The following is an 18,263-nucleotide window of genomic DNA, read 5'->3' as shown; positions in this document are numbered from 1 at the left end:
TGGCGCGAAGCTCCGGAACAAGGCCGCTTCGGCGTCGAGCTGGGCCGCGGGAAATTTTTTCGCGTCCCAATGCAGGTAGGCGCGGTTGAAATAGAGCTGCGGGAGCAGGGGCGAGACGCCTCTCGACTCCAGGAGGGCGATCGCCCGGTCCAGGTGACGCCGCTGAGCCTCCGCGTCGCCGCGCTGTCCGGCGAAGAGCGAGAGGAAGTTGAGTGCGGCGGCCTGCTCGTCGGGGAGATCCGCGCGCAGGGCCCGGCGCAGCAGCTCGTAGGCGCCGGCCTCCGCGTCGGCAGCGCGGCCCATGGTGTAGAGGAGGTTGACGCGATTGCGCAGCAGCTTCAGGCGCAGCAGCGGGTGGTCGGCGGCCTCGGCGGAACGCAGGGCGCGCTCGTAATGGGCGCGCGCGTCTTCCAGCCGGCCCGCGTCGTGATGGGCGTTGCCCAGATTCATCTCCGCCAGCCCTTGGGCGTAAGGGTCTTGGGCCGAACGCGCGGCCTCGATGGCCCGCTGGAAACAGGCGACGGCGGCTTCGCGGCGGCCCAGGCGGTTTTCCGCCAGGCCGCGCAGGTTGTGGACGCGCGAGAGGCCCGAGGGCTCCGGGATCTTTTCGTAGGCCTCTTGGGCGGCGGTCAGCGCCTGCTCCGCGGCCTCGAGTTTCCCAAGGCTGAGCTGGGCCCGGGCGCGGACCTCCCAATACAAGCCGGCCTCCTCGGCGGACGCCGAGGGCGCTTGAGCGGGAAGCAGGGCGAGGGCGGCCTCGTTTCGGCCGGCGGCCGCGTAATGGCGGGCGGCCAGGATCCGGACGAGGGGCGGGATCGCCTCGCGATCGGGGTTCGCCCGCTCCAGGAGGGAGGCGATTTGAGCCCCGAGGGCGAATTCGCCGCGCGCGTAATGTCGCTCCAGCTCGAGGCGCAGCCCCGGCCAATCGCGGTCGGCCCGCGCTGCCGAAGCCACCTGCGTCTCGGGAATAGCATAAGCCGCCTCGCCCGCCTCTTCGCGGCGCCGGAGGTGGCCGGCCTCCGTCCAGGCCTGAAGCCGCGGCTGCAGGACGGAAGGCGAAACCCCCAGTAGGCCGGCGAGGGTCTCGACGCCGAGGCCGAGCGGCGAGAGTTTGAGGATCTCGAGCAGTTGGGAGCGCCTCTCCTCCCAGCGCCGGGTCTGCCGCTGGAGCAGGTCTGCCGGAATCGCGGCCTCCGCATCCGCCCAGCGCCACCCGGCCTCGCCCCACTGCAGCAAGCCTTCTTCGCGCAGGGCCTGGAGCAGGTCTTCCAGCCGGTCCGCGCGTCCCGAAGACTGGGCGCGCAGGGAGCGGCTCGCGGCGGAGAGCGGAAGGTCTTGGATCTCGCTTCGCAAGAACTCCGCGAGCTCCGCCTCGGTCAAGGGCTGGAGGGTCTCGGCTTGGAAGCCCGAGGGCAGGGCCTCGGGGGATTCGACGGCGAGGAGGACGGGGCCTGCCGCCGCATCCAGCCACGCGGCCGCCGGCGGCGAAAGCGGAAGACCCGCTTCGGCCCCGTCGACCAGGACGGCCTGCCCCGCGGAAAGCGGCACGGCGGCCGCGGCCGCGGAGTTCAGGGTTTCCGCGTCGGCGAAGTACAGCGGATGGCGCCCCGCTAATTGCAGCAATTCCTTGAGTCGCCGCAGCAACCGGCTTTTGCCCAGACCGGGGCCTCCCACGATCGCGAGACGCCTCGGCGCCGAGGATTGCAGCTCCTCGGTCAGGCGGTCGAGGAGCGCGTGGCGAAAGAAATGGTCGGATTCCTCGAGGATGGCCGCCGGTGCGGCGGCGCCGCGCAGGCGGAAATTCTCGTCCAGGACGGCGTTGATCGCCGCCAGCAGCTCCGGGATCGAGGCGAAGCGATCGCGGGGATCTTTGGCGACCATCTTGAATAGCAGCTCGGAGAAGGCTTCCGGCAGCGCGGGGTTCAATCCCCGCGCGCGGCGCGGCGGTCCGGAGACTTGGGTCTGCATCATGGCCAGGGGATCTTGGGACGGGAAGGGGAACTCTTTCGCGAAGAGGCGGTGGAAGAGCATCCCCAGGGCGTAGATGTCGCTGGCGGGGCCGGCGCCTTGTTCGAGCATAAGCTCGGGCGCCGCGTAGGGCGGGGTGCCGCTGAATTCCCCCGGGCCGCTCACGCCCCGGCGCTTCCATTCGGCCAGGCCGAAGTCGATCAGCTTGAGGCCGCGTTCGCCGCCCTCGGGCTTGGCGACGAGGATGTTCTCCGGTTTCAAGTCCAGGTGCAGCACGCCGCGGCGGTGCAGGTAGTCGAGGGCGCGCAGCAGTTCGACGACGAGGCGGAAGACGGTGTTGAGATCGGCGCCGCGCGCGGCGGAGAGCAGGTCCTCGCCGGGGACGTACTCCGAGGAGAAGAACATCTCCTCGCGGGTCGCGCCGAAGTCGTGGACTTGGGCCAGATTGCGGTGGCGCAGCAGGGCGAGGGCGGCGAATTCGTTTTGCATGGCGGCGGCCAGGGCCGGGTCTTTGCTTCGGCGCCGGTCGAGGATCTTCAGCGCGACTTCTTGGCCGCCCCGCCGCAAGTCGCGGGCCAGAAAGACCGTGCCTCCGCCGCCCTGGCCCAGGGGGCGCAGCAGTTCATAGCGTCCGGCGAAGGGGCCGGCGGCGGGGGAAGTTCGGCGGGATTTGGCGGTCGATTTGGAGCCCATAACGGCCTGAGCGGCGGTCTAATGTGCGAAAATATAACAAAAAACGAAGACGACCGTCTCCTAAAATATATTGAAATTTATGGAAAAATTTAAGTCGTGCCCATGATTGATACCTTTTAGACAGCTGCCGAGGGGAAGTGTGGCCCGCGCGCTTATTTAATGAGTTATTTCAAGGGATTAAAGGGCGAGTCTCCGGGGAAGTGGCCGGGAATTTGCAAAATCTTCGATGGGCCTTCGCGTGTTTCGAGGTCTAACAAGGCCCTAAGGAGTTTTTATGTCCGAGCTATTTCAAGTCCGGCACACCGATCCGTCCTGCCGCGAAAAAATCTGCCTTCCCGACTACGAAGCGGCCTTCGCGCGGCACCAAGAGCTACAGTTCCGGAAATACCGGGAACACGCCGTCTACGCCACGCCGGAGCAGGCCGAGATCGCGGGGAACTTCGATCGCTTCCGCGCCGCGATCTGGGGTGAGGGCAGCTATGCCTCCCGGATCTTCCTTCGGGTCCACCTGTCGGGCCGCGCCGGGACCCAGACCCTGCGTCTGGAAGACATCGCCGTCGACGGCGAGCTGCTCTACGAGGATATGAAGGCCTTGCTCGAGCAAGGCCGCGTCGAGATCCTGGTGCCGGGGTACTTTTGTGGCGCCTCGGGCGCCGGGATGAGCGCCGGGCTGGAGATTTATTTGGACAAGGCCGGGCGCTTTTCGCGCGGGGATTTTCGGGCCCTGATCCGCGAGCTGGACGAGCTGAGGCCCCTGCACGGCGAGGGGATGGGAAACGCCTTTTGGTTTCGCTGCGTCGAATCCGTCTTTCCCACGCCCTCGGAGCCGCAGGGGAGCTTCCTGCGCCATCCCCTGGTCTTAAGCCTCGCGCAAAATCTCTTGGTGGAATTGGGGCGAGTGGCCGTGGCGACGGAGGAATTTTCCTGTCCGGAAGACGATATCGCCTATTTTGACGAGGACAAGGGTCTCCCCGTCTGCGAAAGCGACGAGGGATATTCCGGGGAAGCGGAATCCGAGACGGGGATCGGCGGTGCCTGGACCTTGTTGAGCGGGGAGATGTCTCGGGGACTTGCGGGTGGCGCCGCCGCCGGCGGCATGCTGGTCTTCAGTAAGTTCGGGGCCGAGCGCATCGGGGCGGCGGTTTTGAAAGCGTCGTTGGGCTCTTCCGAAGAATCGGAATGAAAACAGGATCGACTTGCCGAGCCAAAGATAGTCCTATAGCCGAAATTTTTCCGATAAAAATAGAAAAGGTGGCGTCGCTTTCGCAACCGCCACCCTTTGCTCCTACCTAAGCCTTACGCTCGGCAGGTGGGAGTGCCCCCGAGTCGATCTAATCTTTCGGCGCTTCCAGGAACTTCTTGGCTCCGGAGCTTTTTTGGAGCTGTTTCATCAATTCATCCCGCTGTTTGGGAGAAAGGGACTCCAAAAATTTTTCCACCTTCTCGTGCAGCTCCTGCGGGTTGTAATTCATTTTCAAGATCATTTCGCTTCGATAGAAGACGTTCGGATAGGCCCGGGGCGGGCGACGCTTGAGCAGTAATTTGGGAGGCGGCGCTTCGAAAGAGCTGGCGCCTTCCGCGACCGCCTTCTTCGCCTCGCGCGCCGCGACGGCGCAATTCTCTTGGGTGGTGGGCGAGAGTTCCTCGCCCCTCAGTAGGGCGTCGACCGTACCCAGAAGGCACTTGCGAAAGGTTTTTTGAAAGTAATCCCCCATCTCGCTTCTCCTATTTCGCGTTGACGCTGTCGGAGGGCGTCTTGACGGCCTGTTTCAGCAGCTCGCGGACCTCGGGAGACAGGGAGTGGTGAATTTGCTTGAATTGCCGCAGCTGAACGCGCTTCAGCGCCTTCGCGCCGCCCATCAGCAGGACGCCGCCGACCAAGTCTTCCGCGAAATTTCGGAACAACTCCCTCGTATCCACCCGCTCCTCGATCGCGCGATGGACACCGTAGGCCAGGAGTGCCCCCGGGCCGGCGAAGGGTAGAACGGAAGAAAGCAAGAGCGAGGGATCGATCTCCGGAATCTGGAAGTCCTCCCCGCAGGCGATTTTCTGGAAGGGCACCGTGAGGGTGGTGACGGGGAAGGCGGGGCCGAAGAGCAACGGGAACATGCCCGAGCCCATGACGGGCTCCGAATCGCAAATTTTATCGCGCAGGAAGTCGTGGGCCTCGCGACCTCGATCCCCAACATCGTCCACGATCTTTTCCACGACCTCCGTGCAGGCCTCCACCGCGACGGGCAAGCCGGCACCGACGCCGAGGGCCGAAAGCCCCAGGCCCGCAACGCATCGCGTTTCCGATGTATCGAAAAGGTCAAAAATATTTCCCATAAGCTCCCCCGATCTTGGCGCCCCTGTTCCTCAAAAATTGGGGCCGCGGCCCTCTGATGCCGCGGCCCCGAGGATGAGGAATAGGGCTGGTACAGAGATTTTATTTTTGTGCCGCTGGACGGCACGTGTCTTTCTCTCATTACAAAGACAGTGCCAAGTGCCCAGGCTTTGGAAAAATATTAATAATATATTGAAATTATTATATTTATTTGTAGGTGTGGTTTTGAGGAGGGGTATTTGTGGAAGTGTATAAAATGTCTAGCTTTATGTAACATATCAAAAAAACGTTATTTATCATATGAATATATGAAAGCTAGGTTTAGAAACATCCGCGTTCTTATCTACAAATCAAACAATCTTATCGCTAAGCCACTCGCGCGACGACCTCGAGATATTCGCCGGCGATGCGGGTGGTTCCGTCTTTCGCCAAGTTGTGCTCGGCCCAGAGCGCCTCGAGCGCCTGTCCCAAGCCCGCCCTTTTCCCCTCGGGCAGGGAATCGAAGGCGCGTTGGATTGGGCCGAAGTAGCGGCGGTGAAACTCGACGGTCTCGGCCGGAGAGAAGGGAAAATGAAAGGTCACGGGGATTCGCGTGAGACGGAGTTCTCGGAAGCCCTCCTGGAGCCGTTTTCGAACGGTGTCTTCGTCGCCCCAGGCGATCGGCGGCGGCATCCCCGGCGGCGGCGGAACCTGGGAGGCCACGAGTCGAAAGAGTTTTCCGACGAAGCCTTCCGGGGTCCAATTGGCCATCGCGACTTCTCCGCCCGGCCTGCAGACGCGGCGCAGCTCGGCGGCGACCCGCTCGGGACGCGGCGCGAACATGGCGCCGTACATGCTGAAGATTCGGTCGAAGGCACCGTCGGGGAAGGGAAGCGCCTCGGCGTCCCCTTCTTGGAAGGCGATATCCAGGCCTTCGGATCGCGCCCGGGCGCGGGCTTGGTCGAGCAAATTGGTGGCGATATCGACCCCGGTCACCACGGCGCCGGTCCGGGCCGCCGGAATCGAGAGATTGCCGGTCCCGCAGGCCACGTCCAGGACGCGCTCCCCGGGGCTTAGTCCGCGCCTGGCGACGAACTCCTCGGCGTGGGCGACGATCATTTTTGCGACTTCCCCGAAGTCCCCCGCCATCCACGTATCTTTGAGGCGGGTCTTGAGGGTTTCGAGATCGGGTAGGGGAGAATTCATGGCGCCTCCGGGATTGGGGAGAATTTACCATGCGTCGGAGCGCCCGGCAATTCCGGGTCAGGGGCCGTATTCGTCTACCGGGTATTTTACCGGGCTTCCCGGATTTCCCGCGATGGAACGGACCAGAAAATACAGGCCGATTCCCACCACCGCGCCGCCGGCGCCGGTGAGCCCGTCCCAGATGTAGTGATTGCGCACCTTGCTCTTGCTCAACTTGGGCCAGAGGTAGTGGCCGGCCAGGGCGCCGCAACCCGCGCCCATCGCGCCGGAGCCGCCGATCATCAGGCCGTCGCGCAGGCCGGGCGAGTTGTCGCCGAGCCCCGCGCCGACGCCCAGGCTTATCCCGCCGGCGAGGCAGAGTCCTCCCTCCGCGAGCGGCAGCCAGGTGTCGCTGCGCTTTTGGCTGACGTGGAATTCCTTGGACATCCTCGCGAGGAAATCGCGCAACTCCTGGGTCTCGCCGGTGCTGAGCTGCCAGGGGACGGACTTGAATTCCCCGTCCCAAAAGACCCGCGGCGCTGGCACCGCGCCGCTCTCGCCGAAGAGGCGGCGTAGGACGGCGAGCGTGGCCAGGATGTATTCGCGGCGTTCTGTCAAATGGCCGTCTACGGCCACGTTGAGCGAGATCTCGAGCGCCGGGACGTCAAGGCCTATCTTGGGCGGGTCTCCGGCCTTCTGCGGGAGCTCGATCTTCAGGTGGTGGTCGATCAGCTTGTAAATCTCCTGAAAGCGCCCGCGGTCCTTGAGCCAGGCGGGCGTCATGTTCGCCTCTTTGCTCTCGTCGGCGATGGCGCGGCCCAGGAGGGCGTGGGCCGAAGTCCCGATCGCGTACTCGCGGAGACTTAAGCGCAGCGCCTTTTCCTTGTCGGCGCGCATTTCCAAGAGCCGCAGGACGAAGCGGCAGTCCTCGACGAATCTCTCCGGCAGGCCGCGCTCTCCGGCCAGGGCCTTGAGACCTTCCTCAAGCTTGGCGCAGAAAGCCGCGGGCGCCTTTTCGGCCTCCACTTCGGGATGCAGGCGGCTCCAGGCCTCGAAGGCCTGGAAGAATTCCTCGCGGAAATGCGGTTGGGGGTTTTGCGTCCAATAGGAGACGACCATCGGTCGGAGGTAGCGCAGCAGGACGTCGTAATGGTTTTTCCGCTTTTTGTCGCTCAGCTTGTGCCATTGGTCCGCCTCGGTCGCGTCGACGAAGAGGTCGCGGAAACCGCGGTACTTCTCGCGCAGGGCGTAGACCTCGAGGAGCCATTTCGCGCGCTTCTTGCCTTCCTCGGAGAGGCGCTTGTCCGTGACTAGGACGTTGATGCCGCCGACCAGCTTGCCCGAGGCCTCGTCCTTGGCGAGCGTGAAGGTCTCGAGCAGAAAGGAGGCGAGGCGCTCGCGCTGGAATTTCTCCTCCTTGGGGAATCCGACCGGGGCGTCGACATTGACCTTTCCCGTCGCCACGTATTGGGCGATCGTGAGCATCAGCTCGAACTCGGGCGCGCTGACGGCCGCGGCGCGCACCCGCAGCGTCGTCTCGACGACCCTCAGGATCTCGAGGACGTCCGAGAGGTTTTTCTGCTTCCCGACCCAGGTCAGGTTTTCCGCCGTGTTGTTGCTGGAGAGGACGAATTGGTCCTTGTTGCGGTCGAAGCGGATGGACTTGGCGGCGCCGGGCTTATCGCCCTCCAGCGCCAGCGGCAGGACGATGCTGCATTCGTCGGGCGGGGCCTTGGGGGCTTGCTTGGATTTGGGATCGGGCGCGGGCGCCTCGGGCGGCGCGCTGCTGCAGGCCTCGGGCGGGGCGGTCAAGCCCTCGTAGGTGACGGTCAGATTGGACATCAGGAGCCCCCAAAACAAATTCCGTCCCGCGCTGCCGGCGTCGCCGTCGGCAAATCGAGAGCGTGCGTTTTCGAGATTAACCTGACCTCGTCCTAATCTGAGCCCCGTGAGGTCCGTACTATTATCGTGGCACCCTCGCCGAAGTTTCGCCGAAGTGCAAGTGCGCTCTGCGGAAGGTTGGGAAATTTCCCGGCGGTTCCTTCGCCTAATCAGTCTAAAATTGGCTCACCTCGGGCGAAAGGCCGGTAATTCGGCGAGATCCCGGAGGGGTGTCGATGGCGTTCGGTCGACGAAGCGCCTTGTCGAAATGGACGGTTTCAGCGTGGCGCGAATGAGGTCTGGGCTGCGGAGTTTTAACGAGAGGATGCGTTTTTACGAGCGGCCGAGGTGCTTCGCGGCAAATGGCACGAGAATTGTATTTTTCCCGGCGGGGGGATCCTAATTGCCAAGGACTCCCTATGCCCGGACCGACCCGAGGATCGTCACGCCCTAAAATTTTCGAACCTATTGGAGAAGACAGATCTCGCCGCGGCCGAGTGTCGGCGGAAGGCCGGTTTCGTAGCGCCGCGTCGGCGGGCGCCGACTCAGCGCTTCCGGAATTCCGCGAGGCCGAAACCAAGGCCCGGCGTTTCGGCCGCGACCTGCCGGGGGACGCGCCGACCTTCCGCAGCGGGATTGGAACCGGGGGCTCCTTCCGGCGAGGTCTTTGGGAGAAGGCCTCGAGAAACTTCGCCGATTTCTTTCGCGGAATAGGGAAGGGTCCCGCGGGGACGGTCCTGCTCGCCTGCGGGGAAGGGTTGCGGGCCGGCTTGGAAACTTTGGCCTCCGTGCCTCGAGAGCTGTTCCGCGCCTGGGCTCGAGGCAGGCCCGCGCCCCTGCTGATGGGCCTGCACTTCCTCCTCATGGAGAGGGACGCCTTTTCGGTCGAGCATCCCCTCGACCGCGCCTGGGAGTTGGGGGAGGGCGGTCCGCTGCGGCTCGACGCCAGGTATGTGCCGGAGTCGGGCGCGGTGTTGGAGCTGCATGAGGGTCGTCCGCGGCTGCGCCCCGCTGGGGAATCCGCCGAGATCTGGATCCAGCGGGGCGATGGTTTCCGTCGTCTGGACCTCGCCGAGGAAGTTCTTTTGGAGGCGGGCACCCTGTTCTTCGTCGGTGGGAGGCCCGAGGCCGCGCATCGACGGGGCTTCGACGTCGGGCGCATGCGGGCCTATCGCGTCGAGGGCCCGGCGGAGGCGGGGCACTGGGTCCTGCGAGAACTCGCCCATGCGGAGGAGCGGTGGCAGGAATTTCAAGTCGAGGCGCTGGTCCGTCGCGCCGGCCTTCCGGAGGCCGAGGCCCGCGAAATGACCGAGGGCCTCCATCGTGAGATCGAGGCGACGGGCTGGAGCCCCGAGCAAAAGGCGCAATTCGCCAAGCGGGAACTCCTAAGCGAGGCTTGGCTTCAGGTCTTTCGACTCACCGGCTTCCGGCGTTTTCCGATCTACGACTCGCTGGCGGAGCTGCTGCGCCTGTTTCGGGAAGGCGCCTGGGCTCCGGAGGATTCCTATCTTTTGATGGAAGGTCTGGCCCGGCGGGGCTCCCTGAGCCCAGGTGGTTTCGATGCCGAGACGGCCTTTCCCGGTTGGGAGGGGATGCGCAAGCTGGGCGTTGCGCCTTCCGAGATGTTGGAATGGACCTCGGCCTTGGCGCGATCGGGGACGGAATTCGAGGTGGCGCTTCATTACTTTCCCAAGAACCTAAAGGTATTGACGGAATCCGGCCTGACGCGTCCCGAGGCGGCCGCCTGGCTCTTGGACATCCTCGCCGGCTTGGGCGAGTCGGCGCGCGTGGTCAAGCCGGACAACCTGCTTCCTTTCCTTCGGGACGCCGAGTTGAGTCCGGCACAGGTGCGAAGCCTGCTGCGGACCTTGATCGACGTCTTGGGGGAGGCCGCTCGGCGCGACGACCAGATACGCGGGGCGATGGAGGAGATCTTCGGCGCTGAGGCCGACGCGCATCTCGTCGACGCCTCCGAGTTCTCCAAGGTCTGGGGCAATCCCGCCGTCTTCAGCTATTTTGTCCAGGTGACCGCGGCCTTCGCCAAGGGATTGAACGGTTTCGGAATTCCCGCGGAGACCCGCCTGGAGCTGATGACCGCGATGATCGAGGCCTATCGCGAGGAAGTCGACAAGACCTTCATGGATCTGATGATGCCGGAATACGAGGGCTTTTTCGCGGCGTGGCGCGAGACCTTGCCCGAGCTGCTTGAAGAGATGCGGCAATACAACCGAAAAAACTAGGAGCGAGACATGGCCCCCAACGTGCGTGGAAATGCAAGACCCAAGACCCTCGAAGGAACCTGGCGCGAAGGCGGGAGCGGACCCCGCTCTTCGTCGACGCTTCCGGCCGCTCCGCTGGAAACTCGGGCGGTCTCGCGGGAATTCCGCGAGCCCTTCGACCGGCAACGCCGCTTCGGCGCGGCGGGCTCCGGTTTCGAGCTCGCCGTCTCGGCTCGGAGCTTCGCCCCAAGCGCCTCTCCCTTCGCGACCCGCGAAGGCTTGCTCGGCGCTCCGCGCCGGGCCGCCGCGCTGCTGGGCGAATTCGCCCGGGCGGCCTTCGAGGCCTGGCGGAGCGGGCCACACGGATTCCTCCTGATGGGCGCGGGATTTCTGTTGGGGGCCGGTGCCCCGCGACGCTACTTCGAGATCGACCGCGGCTACGAGGTGCCGATGAAGGAAGGCGATGCGCCCTTCGTCTTAGGCGGCAAGGCCGCCGGAGGCGATGCGCCCGACTTGATCCTCGATCGCTGGGCGCCCCTACCCCCGAGGCAGGCGGAGGTCTTCCGCAGGGGCGAGGAGCTCTATGTCCGAGGCCTGGCCTCCGAGCCGGGGAATTGGCTTTGGCACGAGTTCCAATGGAAGCGCCTGGAGGCCGGCCAAGTCGAGCGGCTGCGCGCGGGAGACTACTTGATCCTGGGCGTCGACGTCGAGCCGACACAGTTCCAAGAAAAGGCGCGCGACCGGCAGCCGGGGGTCCTGCACGTCGATTTCGGCGACGGGAAGGGCAGCTTTCGCCTGCGCGCCTGGCACAGCGGCTTGGCCGGATGGAGTCCCGGCTATCCCTACTTCTCCACCCGCCACCCGGTTTTTGCGCGGCCCCCCGAAAAGCAGAGCTACCATAAAGGACATCCTCGCTATCGCCACGCCTTCCAGCTGAGCTGGGGCGAGCGCTGGGACATCTGGCGCGCGCGCGGGGAGGCGCGGGTGACCCTGTTGTTGGGGCTTTTGGAAAAGCACGGCCTGGCCATGCCCGCCGACATGCAACGGCGATACCTGCAAGACGCCGTCGACACGGCGGCGGGAGTCACGGCCAAGGTCCCCGATCGCGCGGAACGCCGCGCCGACAAGGAGCGGGCCGACCAGGCGCTGGCCAGGGCCTGCCTGGCGGCGGGACGCTTTTGGAACTACCACGGGGATTTTTTCTTGGCCGACCGGCACCTCCGGCGCGCCTTCGAGACGATATCTCGGTGGTCGGAAAATTCCGCCAGCTCCGCGGAGCTGAGGGGGGAGATCGGCGAGAAGCTGCACGACATGCACGCCTGGGTCGCCGGGCGGGACGCCAACGACGGACGTCCGGGAGACGCGGCCCGTCATTACGAGGCGGCGGCGGAATTCGTTCGCTTCGTGAAATTGCTGGGTCCGGAGGACGAGCCGTCCGCGCTTTACCAGCCGCCCTTGAGCCAGGGCGAATACTTATTGAAGGCCGCCGGGTATTACTTCTCGGCCGGCCCGGAATATGCCGAGGATCTGCTGCGGGTGACGCGTAAGATCCAGGAGCTGCAGGAGGGTGCTTCCGAGAGGGGGCCGTTTCGGTAGTCCGGTGATATATTGTTTTATATGTCTATTTTAAATCAATATTGATCATGTCTATTAACTTATTGATTTTAAATGAAAAAATATAATTTAGCGTCTAAATTATCTATTTGAACTGTTTTTCAAAAATATCCGATCCGAACATATAATAAATAATACAATAATAACATGTAGTTGAAATAATAGCCCGTTGGGCCTGTTGGCACCAATTTTGGAATATATATCGACAGGAGGATGAGCGATGCGAGGTAGCCTGTCGATGAAACCTGAATTCCAAAAGCCCGGTATGAACCCCTTTTTCGTCGCCCTGGCCGGCGCGCGGGCCCAGGCCAAAGAGGCGACCCCCGTCCAGAAGCTCTTCACCGAGATCCGCGAGCTGGAAAAGCTCGCCGAGGCCGGCAACCTGAAGGCCTGGCAGGAGAAGGTCCCGCAGGTCCTCGAGCTGGCCGAGACGGTCCACGAGGACCCGATCAAGCGCCTCGAGATCCAGGTTCAAATCAAGAAGTACGAGCTCACCCTTTACTTGAAGGCGAGCAAGCAGGCCCTGCAGCAGGCCCAGGCCGCCGAGACCCAGGCGAAGGAGGCGGAGCTCGTCGACAACACGCCCGCCTCCCGCGAGCTGTGGAACAAGGCGCAGAAGTTCAAGCGCCTGGGCGAGCACTTCCAACAGCGCCTGAAGAGTCACTTGGGCGAGCGGTTCTAATTCATCGAAAGGGAGTCTTTATGGCGGGCGGTGTTCGTGGCGGCAGGGGTGCACGGGAAATCGTGGGTGTCCGGGATACCGGGCCTGAGGCGCGGCCTCGGGTCGGCCTGTCCTCGCTTCCGGGAGAGCTCGGCGCCGAGCGCCGGCTTCCAGAGTTCGCAGAGGCGGAGGCCGCGAAGCGGCGTTTCGACGCGGGGCATCGGGAGGTTGTGGAGTCTGAGTTCCATCGTGCCTTCGAAGTATTTCACGAACGGAAAGGGCCCGGGCTTTTCCCCGGAAAGAAGGGATTTTTGTTCTTTCCAGGTTTCCGGGAGGTCTCCCCCGCGGAATTTGCGAGCGTGAAACCTAAGGAAGAATCCGGGTGGACTTTTGAGGGCCTCTGGAACGCGGTGCAAAGCTCGGGGGCGATGATTTTATTTCTTCCGTTGGCCTTTCCGATAAAACCTGGGGCCGTTGATTCGTTTCTAGGCTTCCATTCAAGACAATTTTGGTTCACGAGCCTGTCCCGCGCATTGAATTTGGGACTTTCGCCATCCTCCATTTTGAATTGGCTCGGGATTAGAGACAAAGATTCCGGATTTCGGCTGAAGTCAAATCACGACTCACATTTGGATTATGATATTTTTCGTATTTCACCGGCTTTTTTTCCAACAGATTTCCTCGTGCCGAAGCGGAATCCAGAGGGTTTTTCAGGAAAGGATACGACGGGAAAGAACCCGAGCGCTTCCGGACCCCAAGGGCGAGATACCACCAATTTCGCGCGGCATATGGATGCGGTCCAAGTTCAAAGGGCTCGAATGGACGAGCTGGCGCTGCGCGGTTTCAGCACAGGGGAACAACTTGGATTCCTAAAGAAATTAGACCAAGCGCCGGTGGACCCGACCGCGGGTAGAAATGCGGCGGCGACTTTCTTCGAGAGAACATTAAAAATATCCCCGTCGTCGTGGTCGTTCGAGAAGCCGGGCCTTTCTCTACCCGCTTACAACGCGGAAATTCTTTGGGACGGACATTCCAATTCTTGGAGCTTCCGTCCCATGCCCAAGGCCAATTGGACCGTTTGGCGTGGAGACGAGCTCCGAAAAGCTCGTCATCCGGAAATACCCCTATTTCATAATGACTCCATGCGCACCACCATGCGGGTCGAATTCCTTCCAGAAGTCTTGGTCATGGTCGATATTTCGCTCCAGCTGAATGCCGAGGGCCGCAGGGAGCTCGTGGTTGCCGAAAGGTTTCACAAAGTAGATCCCAAGTTTACTGGAACTCAGCCCACCTGGGGAAGATCCACCATACCTTAACATCAAGAGGAGATGTCTATGCCGGGACCGGGGCGAGTCCCTCCGCGCGGCGGAAGGGGCGAAACTGAATCCAACAAACCGGAAGGCTTGGAACGATCGGGGTCGGCGAGGCCCTCGCCGCTCGTCGAGCGCGGCGCGGCTATGCCCGCGATTCCAGAGGCGAAGGCCCAAGCCGATTTTCAGAGGCGCTTCGGAGAATCGAAGGCGGGTGCCGGTGCCGCGGAATTTTTCATCGACTACGGGCGCATCCGAGGCGGATCCGGCTCCGCCCTTGAGAATGTCGCGATGCCCTTCCGACAAATCGTTTCCGCGAACGGACTGTTCGGGGGACCAGCGCACCTGCTGGATTTCCGGTCGCCGGGGCAGAAATTCACCTTCGGTTCCAGGGGCTCGACCGTCCGCAATTACCGCGAGCTGGACGGCTCCAAGTCGGGTCCGCCCAAGGCCTGGGTTTCGAACCGGGACGGCTTTCTGCACCATCCCGAGCGGGTTCAGGATCTGGAGATGCGCGGCCCGGATTTCAGAAATCTCTTTCGCAACGCCGTTATCCGTCCCGAGCAGGCGACGATCGAGCCGCAAGGGGAGGGGCTGCTTCTCAAAAACCTGAGTCGGGAGGCCTTGGTGTGGGTCATGGAGGGGGCGACCTGGGTTCCCGTCGGCGCCCATGCGCCGAAGCTATTAAAAGACGGATCCTGGGTCCTGTTCGGAAAAAATCCGAACGAGCTCGAGGCCAACAGCTTGGACCCGCAGGCCTACACCGTCCTGCGCGTCGAGCAGCACCGCGCGAAGCCCTTCGGTCCGACCCAATGGCGGATGATCGAATTCGTCCCCCGGGATCCCGCCGAGCTGGAAAAGCTCCCCGCCGTCGAGCCTTACCTCGCCGCCCTCTTGGGGCAGTCGCCGGAGTGGACGGCCTGGCGCTTTCGAGACTTGGTGGAGGCGATGCGAAAGGCGGAATGGAGCCTTCCGCAGCAAAAAGAGCTGCTCAATGCCATGGTCGCCGCGGATCCCGTCCAAGCGGAATTGCGCCTGGCCGAGACGTCCGGCGTGGTGCAGGCGACCCGCGAATTGGGTTGGTCGTTTGCAGAAGTAAAAGGCCTGCTATTTGACCCGGCGATCGTGAAGCATCTCGGCCTTAGCTCCCTGGCGCAGCTGCCCGCGATTTTGGTTGCGGCTTCGAAGGCGGGTGTCTCGCCCTCGGATCTCACCGGCCTCTTGCGCCGCATGAGCCGATGGGAAAAACCAATGGCCGCGGGCCTGACAAGGCTCCCGCGACTCTTGGAGACGTGGCGGGGACTGCCCGGCGGCGGGCCTCGTTTCCGCGAGCTGCTGGATTTCATCGATCGGACGGAGGCGACCCTGGCCTTCCTGGATCGAGTCTTCGACCGGCTTCCCGGCGGAAGCGACCTGTGGGTGAAGGCCGTCCGAGACCTGCTCCCCGCCATGATCGAGAGCTACGGCTTCCGCGGGAACACCCTCGCGGAGCTCAGCCTGGAGATCGCCGAGAAAATCCTCGACCATTCCCTCGAGAAGCCCCCCGCCGACGGCCGTTGGGCGGTCGCGGCGATCCAAGTGCTGCCGCGCGCCTTCGAGGTCCTGTTCGGCCTGCAGTTCCGGGTGGCCGAGCAAAGGGAGATCCTCGGCCGGGTCGCGGAGGAGCAGGGGGCGAACTTCGCCGATTGGTGGCGGGCCCTGCACCGGCGTTTTCGCGCCGGTGATTTGCAAAACGACCGGCGCTTCCTCGAGCCCTACCTGATTTCCGACGAAGCTCCGGCGACCGTGGGGAGGGGCCCATAATGCCCCCCGGAACCCCACGCGCCTCCCAACGAGGGGCCGTCGCTCCGGCGCCGGCGAGGCCGGTCCAGGATTTTGCGTCGCCCCATCGGTTTCGTCCCTTCGTTCCCGAGGCGGGGCGCGCGACCAACCAAGGGAAAGTCCACTTAGACTCTTGGGTCGCCTCGGAATCTCGGCGTCGCCGCTCCGGGGAGGCGCCGCTATTGAGTCCTGCGCCGCGGCCCCCGAGAAACATTTTTTCGGAAAGCCCCGTCAGCCGGTCGGATCCGCCCCTGCTGTGGGGGCTGACGGGCATTTTCCTGCTCGCGGCTCACCTGCTCCGTGGAGAATTTTTCGGGCTGCCCGAGGCGGGGATTCTTTTGGGCGTAAACTTCTCCGGAAAGAAAGGGGGAGAGGCGCCGGGGCTGGATTTCCTAGGTACCGCGCAAGATATTCCCATTATTCGAAGCGGCGACGGCGTCGCTTTCACTTGGAGAGACCAGCTCCGTCTTTGGACCAGCGGCGGACTGGAAAAAATCGCGCTCCTGCAAGGGATCGGCGGGCGCCTGGAGCGGGGCGGCCTGCTTCGCGAGGCCCGCGAGCGCTACGAGGCGGCCGTCGACCTGGCGGAAAGGATGCTTCAGGACCTGTCGCCCCGCGGTCCCGACAACCGCCGGCAGGCGGGCGAGGTCCATCGCGCCTTGGGCTCCGCTTATCTCTCGCTGGCCGCGTTTTGGGATCGCCGCGCGGACCATCGCAGTTTGGCGATCGAAAACTACGAGATGGCCTTCAAGTACTTGTCGCCGCTCGGCGGCCGGAGCGCGCGGGACCAAGGCCGGCTTGAGACTGCCGCGAGCCGCCTCCAAGCCCTTCACCTGGCCGAGGCCGAGCATTGGTCTTCGCAGGGCGAGCTCGCGCGGGCCGGGACGCATTTCGAGGCGGCGGGGGATTTTGCAATCCCGACGGAGGCCGCGGCGGCGGGGCGCGCCGACCTATCACCGACGCTTCCATCCCGAATCGAATATTGGCGGCGGGCCGCACGCGCCTACGCCCGGGCCCGTTCGCCCCGCTACGAGGACTTCGCCCGGGTCATGGTCAAGATCCACCGCGAGGAGGGCTGAATGGGAGGCATCCTGCGAGGCCGCGCCCCCGTGGCGGAAAAATCCTGGGAGCGGGAAAGGCCTCGCGGCGAGGGCGGCCCCGCGGCGCCCGCGCTCGGCGTCGCCTCGAAAGCCCCGTCCGGCGCGCCGGCGGAATGGCGCGAGGCGGAGGCGATGCGCCGACGCTTTGGGGAGATCCAATCCTCGGATCCCGCGTCAAAAATTTCCATGCATCGTTTTTCCAACGGCATCCGGCAGGAGCCGGCGGGGATTCGGAACGGCTTTCATTCCGCCGTAGACTTGCTACGCCGCGTCTTCGAGGCTTGGACCGGGGGGCCGCATGGCGCGCCGCTTTTGATGGGACTCGGCTTTCTGCTGGGCCAGGGGCGCAGGGCCTTGGGCCCGGGCGGTTGGCGCGGCGACGTGCTGCACCTGCGAGAGAGCTCAGCCCCCGTCGAGCTCGGGGTTCAGCAGGCGGAATTGTTCCGCAGCGGGGAGCATCTACAACTCAAGGCGCTTGTCGGCGGCGTTTCCGTGAACCTTTGGTCTCGTGGGCGCTGGCGGACCTTGTCGCCCGGCGCCTCCGAAAATTTAAATAGCGGGGACATCTTCGCCTTGGGTCTTCCGCCCGCACCTGAGGCGATCCGCGAAGCCTACCGTCGCCCCGAAGGGATCCAGGCCTTGGTCTATCGGGTGCAAAGAGGCCCGGAACTCGACACCGTGCGCGTGACGGAGATCCGGCCGCCCTCCTTGCAGTTTTTCCTTTTTGAGTCGTTCTTCTACGGAGACGGCCCCGTTTTCGAGCGGCGCGGCCGAGGCGCAGCGCCCCATCTCCCCGAACGCAGCTTTGGCGAGACGATGCGTCTGGCCTTGAGCTTCGGCCTCTCCAAGGCCGCGGCGCAGATTCGCATCGCGGAGCGGCTTTCGGGGCAAGGTCATTTGGAAGCTGCGGAGCGGGAGTTCGAGGCCGCGCAGGGCGAGCTTCGGCAGTTGTGGAAAAAGGCGTCGGGCATGCGGCCGGCATACTCCCCAGCGGACCCTCGGGTACCTATCACCCGAAAGGAGGCCGGGGTGCTGCGGGTCTTGGGCGAATTGGCCTTCGCCAAAGCTCTCCATTTCGAATGGAGCCAGCGTCCGGAAGCCGCGGCGGAGGCCTACGCCCAAGCGGCGGACGTCTTCTTTTCCCTGTTCGAACAATCGATCCGGCAGGAGCTGGCGTCTTACAATGCCTACAAGCTTTATCTCCGAACGGCGGAGGCCAACTTGGTCGTGCAGCGTTACGCCGCGGCGGCCGACGCCTTCGAGCAAGCGGCGCGCTTTGCGACCGTGGCGCGGGTTTATTCGCGACGGTCCATGCCCTTGCCGCGGCTTCGGCCGCAGGACCCGATCCAACTTTTGGAACAGGCGGTGCTCTGCCTGCTGCGAGCCGGCCCGCATTTCCACGAGCCGATGCGGCGCTTGCAAAGGAAACTGGAAGAACTGCGTGAAGAAGGCGGGAGAGTTTTTAGGTAAAGGCGGTAGCGTCGACACGACCTTAAAAAACGAGCC

At 63.9% G+C, this 18,263-nt stretch carries 13 protein-coding genes; 8 read left to right on the top strand and 5 right to left on the bottom strand.

What is annotated here, in order from left to right; all coding sequences use genetic code 11:
• A partial coding sequence (locus FBR05_04005; GenBank protein MDL1871350.1) for a tetratricopeptide repeat protein occupies positions 1-2,661 on the bottom strand: 2,661 nt, incomplete at its 3' end.
• Positions 2,662-2,935: 274 nt separating this feature from the next.
• Between FBR05_04005 and FBR05_04000 the strand changes: the two genes are divergently transcribed.
• Entirely contained in the window at positions 2,936-3,844 is a 909-nt protein-coding gene (locus FBR05_04000) for a hypothetical protein (protein ID MDL1871349.1), read from the top strand.
• Positions 3,845-3,992: 148 nt separating this feature from the next.
• On the opposite strand, the gene FBR05_03995 is transcribed toward FBR05_04000, so the two are convergent.
• The 4 genes from FBR05_03995 to FBR05_03980 form a co-directional block, all read right to left on the bottom strand.
• Positions 3,993-4,376 carry a hypothetical protein gene (locus tag FBR05_03995; GenBank protein MDL1871348.1) on the bottom strand — a complete coding sequence of 128 codons (384 nt, stop codon included), beginning with the start codon at positions 4,374-4,376 and terminating at the stop codon, positions 3,993-3,995.
• A 10-nt stretch (positions 4,377-4,386) separates the two neighbouring features.
• Positions 4,387-4,902, bottom strand: coding sequence for a hypothetical protein (locus FBR05_03990; protein ID MDL1871347.1), 516 nt, complete (start codon positions 4,900-4,902; stop codon positions 4,387-4,389).
• Between the two features lie 451 nt (positions 4,903-5,353).
• Positions 5,354-6,172, bottom strand: coding sequence for a class I SAM-dependent methyltransferase (locus FBR05_03985; protein MDL1871346.1), 819 nt, complete (start codon positions 6,170-6,172; stop codon positions 5,354-5,356).
• 57 nt (positions 6,173-6,229) lie between these two features.
• Positions 6,230-7,993, bottom strand: coding sequence for a hypothetical protein (locus tag FBR05_03980; GenBank protein ID MDL1871345.1), 1,764 nt, complete (start codon positions 7,991-7,993; stop codon positions 6,230-6,232).
• A 536-nt stretch (positions 7,994-8,529) separates the two neighbouring features.
• Here FBR05_03980 and FBR05_03975 point away from each other — a divergent pair.
• From FBR05_03975 to FBR05_03945, 7 genes are all read left to right on the top strand, one after another.
• Positions 8,530-10,272: a hypothetical protein gene (locus FBR05_03975; GenBank protein ID MDL1871344.1), complete on the top strand. Its 1,743-nt coding sequence runs from the start codon at positions 8,530-8,532 to the stop codon at positions 10,270-10,272.
• Between the two features lie 9 nt (positions 10,273-10,281).
• Positions 10,282-11,847 carry a hypothetical protein gene (locus FBR05_03970; GenBank protein MDL1871343.1) on the top strand — a complete coding sequence of 522 codons (1,566 nt, stop codon included), beginning with the start codon at positions 10,282-10,284 and terminating at the stop codon, positions 11,845-11,847.
• Between the two features lie 238 nt (positions 11,848-12,085).
• Complete coding sequence (locus FBR05_03965) at positions 12,086-12,547, top strand: hypothetical protein (protein ID MDL1871342.1); 462 nt, start codon at positions 12,086-12,088, stop codon at positions 12,545-12,547.
• 20 nt (positions 12,548-12,567) lie between these two features.
• A complete protein-coding gene (locus FBR05_03960) occupies positions 12,568-13,842 on the top strand; it encodes a hypothetical protein (protein ID MDL1871341.1) in 1,275 nt (424 codons plus the stop codon).
• 141 nt (positions 13,843-13,983) lie between these two features.
• Complete coding sequence (locus FBR05_03955) at positions 13,984-15,639, top strand: hypothetical protein (protein MDL1871340.1); 1,656 nt, start codon at positions 13,984-13,986, stop codon at positions 15,637-15,639.
• On the top strand, positions 15,639-16,736 hold the full coding sequence (locus tag FBR05_03950; GenBank protein MDL1871339.1) for a hypothetical protein: 1,098 nt from the start codon (positions 15,639-15,641) through the stop codon (positions 16,734-16,736). The genes FBR05_03955 and FBR05_03950 overlap by 1 nt, the downstream gene beginning before the upstream one ends.
• On the top strand, positions 16,737-18,227 hold the full coding sequence (locus FBR05_03945; protein MDL1871338.1) for a hypothetical protein: 1,491 nt from the start codon (positions 16,737-16,739) through the stop codon (positions 18,225-18,227). It begins immediately after the preceding gene.
• The last annotated feature ends 36 nt before the right edge of the window (positions 18,228-18,263 follow it).

The sequence above is a fragment of the Deltaproteobacteria bacterium PRO3 genome (assembly GCA_030263375.1).
Taxonomy (GTDB): domain Bacteria; phylum UBA10199; class UBA10199; order DSSB01; family DSSB01; genus DSSB01.
This window is presented reverse-complemented; position numbering and strand designations above follow the sequence as displayed.